At 67.6% G+C, this 4,277-nt stretch carries 5 protein-coding genes; 3 read left to right on the forward strand and 2 right to left on the reverse strand.

Annotation, left to right across the window (positions count from 1 at the left end):
* Together G3N99_RS35305 and G3N99_RS35310 are read left to right on the forward strand one after the other, a co-directional pair.
* Positions 1-568: class I SAM-dependent methyltransferase (locus G3N99_RS35305; RefSeq protein ID WP_206124675.1), on the forward strand; the 568-nt coding region annotated here is incomplete at its 5' end.
* Positions 569-657: 89 nt separating this feature from the next.
* Positions 658-1,545, forward strand: coding sequence for an SAM-dependent methyltransferase (locus G3N99_RS35310; protein WP_174939729.1), 888 nt, complete (start codon positions 658-660; stop codon positions 1,543-1,545).
* Between the two features lie 53 nt (positions 1,546-1,598).
* Here the strand turns inward: G3N99_RS35310 and G3N99_RS35315 are convergent, their stop codons facing one another.
* Both G3N99_RS35315 and G3N99_RS35320 read right to left on the reverse strand, forming a co-directional pair.
* Entirely contained in the window at positions 1,599-2,171 is a 573-nt protein-coding gene (locus G3N99_RS35315) for a DUF1415 domain-containing protein (protein ID WP_206124676.1), read from the reverse strand.
* A 55-nt stretch (positions 2,172-2,226) separates the two neighbouring features.
* Positions 2,227-2,847: a TetR/AcrR family transcriptional regulator gene (locus G3N99_RS35320; RefSeq protein ID WP_174939877.1), complete on the reverse strand. Its 621-nt coding sequence runs from the start codon at positions 2,845-2,847 to the stop codon at positions 2,227-2,229.
* Between the two features lie 219 nt (positions 2,848-3,066).
* On the opposite strand from G3N99_RS35320, the gene G3N99_RS35325 reads away from it, so the two are divergent.
* Positions 3,067-4,277: MFS transporter (locus G3N99_RS35325; protein ID WP_206124677.1), on the forward strand; the 1,211-nt coding region annotated here is incomplete at its 3' end.

Below are 4,277 nucleotides of genomic sequence, written 5' to 3' on the forward strand. Positions count from 1 at the left end.
CGTCGCGCCCGCGCCGCTGCCGGCCACGTCGCTCGCGTTCGACATCGGCACGGGCACCGGCGTGCTGGCGGCCGTGCTTGCGTCGGGCGGCGTCGAGCGTGTCGTCGCGACCGACCAGGACGCACGCGCGCTCGCCTGTGCGCGCGAGAACGTCGAACGGCTGGGCCACGCGGATCGCGTCGAAGTCGTCGAGGCGGATCTGTTTCCGGCCGGCCGTGCGCCGCTCGTGGTCTGCAACCCGCCGTGGGTGCCGGCCCGGCCGAGCGCCCCGATCGAATACGCGGTCTACGATCCGGACAGCCGCATGCTGCGCGGTTTCCTCGCGGGGCTCGCCGCGCACCTCGAGCCGGGCGGCGAAGGCTGGCTGATCCTGTCCGATTTCGCCGAGCATCTCGGCCTGCGGCCGCGTGACACGCTGCTGCAATGGATCGACGAAGCCGGCCTCGTCGTGCTTGGCCGCGACGATATCCGCCCTGCGCACCCGAAGGCGATGGATGCCGACGATCCGCTGTACGCGGCACGCCAGGCCGAGGTCACGTCGCTCTGGCGGCTCGGCGCACGAGCCTGACCGCGCATTTTCGGTAAACTATCGCCATTCCTCACGAATTCCCGCCGCCGGGCCGTGGTCGACCGACCGTGGCCCGGCGCCGCATCACGATGTCGAACAAGACCCACGAAATCCGCCCGGAGCAGTCCGTCGAGCTGCTGAAGGAACTGCACATCCTCACCCGCGACGGGAAGCTGAACCAGGACAGCCGCCGCAAGCTGAAGCAGGTCTATCACCTGTTCCAGTTCATCGAGCCGTTGCTGGCCGGCGTGCAGGCCGACAAAAGCAACGTGACGCTCGTCGATCACGGCGCCGGCAAGTCGTATCTCGGCTTCATCCTTTACGACCTGTTCTTCAAGCAGCAGCCGGGGCACGGCACGCCGGCGTTCGCGTCGCACGTGTACGGGATCGAGACCCGCGAGGAGCTCGTCACGCGCTCGGCCGAGCTTGCCGCGCGGCTCGGGTTCGGCGGCATGTCGTTCCTGAACCTGTCGGTTGCCGATTCGATCACGTCGCCGAAACTGCCTGAAACGGTCGACGTCGTCACCGCGCTGCACGCGTGCGACACGGCGACCGACGACGCGATCCGCTTCGCGCTCGCGAAGCGCGCGCAGCACATCGTGCTGGTGCCGTGCTGCCAGGCGGAAGTCGCGGGCGTGCTGCGCAAGAACAAGGGCAAATCGCTCGCGAACGCGCTGACGGAAGTGTGGCGGCATCCGCTGCATACGCGCGAATTCGGCAGCCAGATCACCAACGTGCTGCGCTGCCTGCAGCTCGAAGCGCACGGCTACCAGGTCAGCGTGACCGAACTGGTCGGCTGGGAGCATTCGATGAAGAACGAGCTGATCATCGCGCAGTACAAGAACCTGCCGCGCCGGCGGCCCGGCGAGCGGTTGAACGAGATTCTCGGGATGTTCGGGCTTGCCGAGCTGAACGCACGATTCTTCGTGCCGGAAGCCGCGGCGGGCGGAGAGGCCGTCGAGTCTACCGAAGGCTGACGATTACTCGGCGCGCCGCACCGCACGTGGCGCGCCGCACGTTACACGCCTTGTCAGACGTCGTCGCCCGGCCGGCGCATCCATTCGCGCCACCCGTCGTGGCCGAGGCGGCGCAGCGTTTCCTGATTCTTTTCGTAGATCGCGGATGCGTCCGGGAACGCGTCGACCGCGCGCGCGATGCTGTCCTCGCGCAGCAGGTGCAGGATCGGATACGGCGCGCGGTTCGTGTAGTTCTCGATGTCGTCGGGCTCGCTGCCTTCGAACCGGTAGTCCGGATGGAAGCTCGCGATCTGCAGCACGCCGCCGAGCCGCAGTTGCCGCACCAGCCGGTCGGCAAAGAACAGCGCATCGTTGTAGTCGACGAAATCGGCGAACGCATGCGGGAAGATCACGAGCGTCGTATCGACCTGCTGCGGGTCCGCCGCATCGAGCGCGCGCAGCTCGGTTTCGAGTTCGGCGAGTGCGTCTTCCAGCGTCGTCGCTTCGCTGATCGCGTAGCGCACCTGTTCCTTCACATAGACGCTTTTCGCGAACGGGCACAGATTGAGCCCGATCACCGCGCGCGCGAGCCAATGCCGCGTGGCGGCGAGGATGTCGTCGTGCGATTCGGGGCGGGTGTCGGTCATCGTGAAACCAGTCGGTCGGAAGGGCGGCGAGGGCCGCATTGTAGCGGGCGCGCCGTTACGCGCAGGCGGCTTCGATCAACTGCGTGACGAGCGCGGGAGCGACACCGATCGGCGTTTCGCCGTGCCGATAGGTCTGGCTTGCCGCGTAGATGCCTTCGATGACCAGCGCGAGCGAGTCGGCGAGCGCCTGCGGCTGCCGCGCACCGGCGTCTTCGCACAACGCGACGAGCCGCTTCATCAGTTGTTCCTTGTTCTGCGCGACGCGCTCGCGCGCCGGGTGCGACGCATCCGGGAATTCGGCCGCGACGTTGACGAACGGGCAGCCGCGGTAATCCTTCTGCGTCGCGCGCTCGGCGAGATCGACGAAATACTGGATCAGCTGCGCTTTCGGCTGGCCCGGATGCTTCGCGACGCTCGTGTTGAAGCGGTCGAAGAAACACGCATCCATCCGCTCCAGGTACGCGAGGATCAACTCGTCCTTCGACGAGAACTGGCGGTACAGGCTCATCTTGTTGACGCCCGCACGCTCCACGACCGCCTCGACGCCTACCGTCCGCACCCCTTCCTTGTAAAACAGCTCTTCGGCGGCGCGTAGCAGGTGCTCCTGCGCGGTGGCGCCGTCGATCGGCCGGCGCGTGCGGCGCGCCAGCGGTTTGGCGATCTCGATGCCCGACATGATGACCCTCGACTGCATATTGGATTGCTTGACATGTTACCGATTGGTCACTACGATCGCAACACACTTGTGACCGGTCGGTAACAATGCCGACCGGATCGACAGACAAATGCCAAGCATCGGCCCGGGTCAGCCGATGCAGCGTGCGGCGGAGGTGGCCTGGCAGGGCGGGCGGCGCGGGTGCGGAGGCACCGGAGCCGCCAACTGGAGAACGCGAAGATGAACTGGGCAGTGACACGAATCGGCGGGCGCTTCCACTACGGATGGCTCGCGGCGGCGGTGGTATTCCTGATCCTGTTGGCCGCGGCCGGCACGCGCGCGACGCCGAGCGTGCTGATGGTGCCGCTCGAACGCGAGCTCGGCTGGAGCCGCGCGACGATTTCGCTGGCGATTTCGGTGAACATCGCGCTGTACGGACTGACGGGGCCGTTCGCGGCCGCCGCCATGCAGCGCTTCGGGCTGCGCCCGACGATCCTTACCGCGCTCGTGACGATGTGCGCGGGCGTCGCGCTGTCGTCGATGATGACGCAGAGCTGGCAGATGGTGGTGATCTGGGGCCTGATGGTTGGCTGCTCGTCGGGCGTCGTCGCGCTGACGCTGTCCGCGACCTTCGTCACACGCTGGTTCCATGCGCGGCGCGGCCTGATCATGGGCATCCTGACCGCGAGCACGGCCACCGGCCAGCTCGTGTTCCTCCCGATGCTCGCGGCGATCGCGCAGCACCACGGCTGGCGGCCGGTCGTGCTGGTCGTTGCGGCGGCCGCCGCGATCGTGATTCCGCTCGTTGCGTTCTTGCTGCCCGAGCGGCCGGCCGACCTGCAGCTGCGCCCGTACGGCGAGCCGGCCGATGCGCCGCCCGCGCCCGAGGCGACGAAGGAGAACCCGCTCGCGGTTGCGTTCCGCACGCTGCTGACCGCGAGCCGTTCGCGCGATTTCTGGCTGCTGTTCTTCAGCTTCTTCATCTGCGGCGCGAGCACCAACGGTTACGTCGGCACGCACCTGATCGCGATGTGCAGCGACTACGGAATGACCGAAGTGCAGGGTGCATCGCTGCTCGCCGCGATGGGCGTGTTCGACCTGTTCGGCACGACGCTGTCGGGCTGGCTGTCCGACCGTTACGACAATCGCGTGCTGCTGTTCTGGTACTACGGGCTGCGCGGGCTGTCGCTGATCTACCTGCCGCACGCGTTCGGGATCGATTTCTTCGGGCTGCCGCTGTTCGCGATGTTCTACGGACTCGACTGGATCGCGACCGTGCCGCCGACCGTGCGTCTCGCGACCGACGTGTTCGGCAAGGCCGCGGCGCCGGTCGTGTTCGGCTGGATCGTCGCCGGCCACCAGCTCGGCGCGGCGTTCGCGGCGCTCGGCGCGGGGCTGCTGCGCGCGAGCCTCGGCACCTACACGATCGCGTCGATGATCCCGCGCGGGCC

Origin of the sequence: Burkholderia sp. Ac-20392 (assembly GCF_017104585.1) — a bacterium.
In the GTDB taxonomy this organism is placed as follows: Bacteria; Pseudomonadota; Gammaproteobacteria; order Burkholderiales; family Burkholderiaceae; genus Burkholderia; species Burkholderia lata.

What these genes read in the sequence shown, in the direction of transcription:
- G3N99_RS35310 (WP_174939729.1), top strand. Translation starts at nt 658, where the DNA reads ATGTCGAACAAGACCCACGAAATCCGCCCGGAGCAGTCCGTCGAGCTG.
- G3N99_RS35315 (WP_206124676.1), bottom strand. Translation starts at nt 2,171, where the DNA reads ATGACCGACACCCGCCCCGAATCGCACGACGACATCCTCGCCGCCACG.
- G3N99_RS35320 (WP_174939877.1), bottom strand. Translation starts at nt 2,847, where the DNA reads ATGTCGGGCATCGAGATCGCCAAACCGCTGGCGCGCCGCACGCGCCGG.